Genomic DNA, 1,035 nt, shown 5'->3' with positions numbered 1-1,035 from the left:
CATACTGTGACCATTAAAGACGGTAACGGTAACACCACTACTACCATCGTTAAAGACGGTAAAGCTGCTGCTAAAGGTGATACCGGTGCAACTGGTGCCGATGGTAAGAATGCTAAAGCCGACGTTAAAGACAACGGCAACGGCACTCACACTGTAACCATCACTGATGGCGAAGGTAAAACCACTACTACCATCGTTAAAGACGGTGCCAAAGGTGATACCGGTGCAGACGGTAAGAATGCCAAAGCCGAAGTTAAAGACAACGGCAACGGCACTCACACTGTAACCATCACTGATGGCGAAGGTAATACCACTACTACCATCGTTAAAGATGGTACAGCTGCAGCTAAGGGTGATACCGGCGACAATGGTAAGTCAGCTGAAGCTGAAGTTACACGTGATGATGCTAAAGGTGAAACCACTATCACTGTTAGAAACCTGGATAAAGATGGTAAAGTCATCGGTACCACTTCTGAAGTTGTGAAAGATGGTAAGAACGCTGAAGCTAAAGTTGAAACTACAGCTAAAGGCGAACATACTGTAACCATCAAAGACGGCAACGGTAACACCACTACCACCATCATTAGAGATGGTAAAGATGGTAAAGACGGTAAAGATGCTGATGGCACCTTCGGTCTGCGTGATGAGGATAACGCTGAAATCACCAAAAAACTGAATAACACTATTCAGATTAAAGGTGATAAGGGTACAGTTCAAGTATTCGACAAAGCAACCGGTAAGACTTCGGAGAAAGAAGTTCAAAACATCTTCGTTAAGGAAGACGGCGGTGCGCTGAAAGTCAGCTTGAACCGTGATCTGCACGTTGACAGTGTTACTAGTAACAGTGTTACTACTAACGAACTGAACGTAGGTCCTGTAACCACCAACCAAGGTGGTATCGATGCCGGCAAAAATACTATCCAAAACGTTGTTCCAGGTAAGAAAGGTACTGATGCGGTTAACGTTAACCAGCTGAACCAAAAAATCGGCGATGCGAACAGCAATGCGAACAAGATTGACAACAACGCCCGCGAA

1 protein-coding gene is annotated in these 1,035 nt (G+C 45.1%); it reads left to right on the top strand.

The annotated features are described in order from the left end of the window. Positions 1–1,035: collagen-flanked surface repeat-containing protein (locus tag ACTHUR_RS11890; protein ID WP_440398710.1), on the top strand; the 1,035-nt coding region annotated here is incomplete at both ends.

It is taken from the genome of Neisseria sp. P0021.S007 (genome assembly GCF_051956855.1).
Note: the sequence above shows the minus strand (reverse complement) of the source record. Positions and strands in the feature narration are given on the sequence as shown.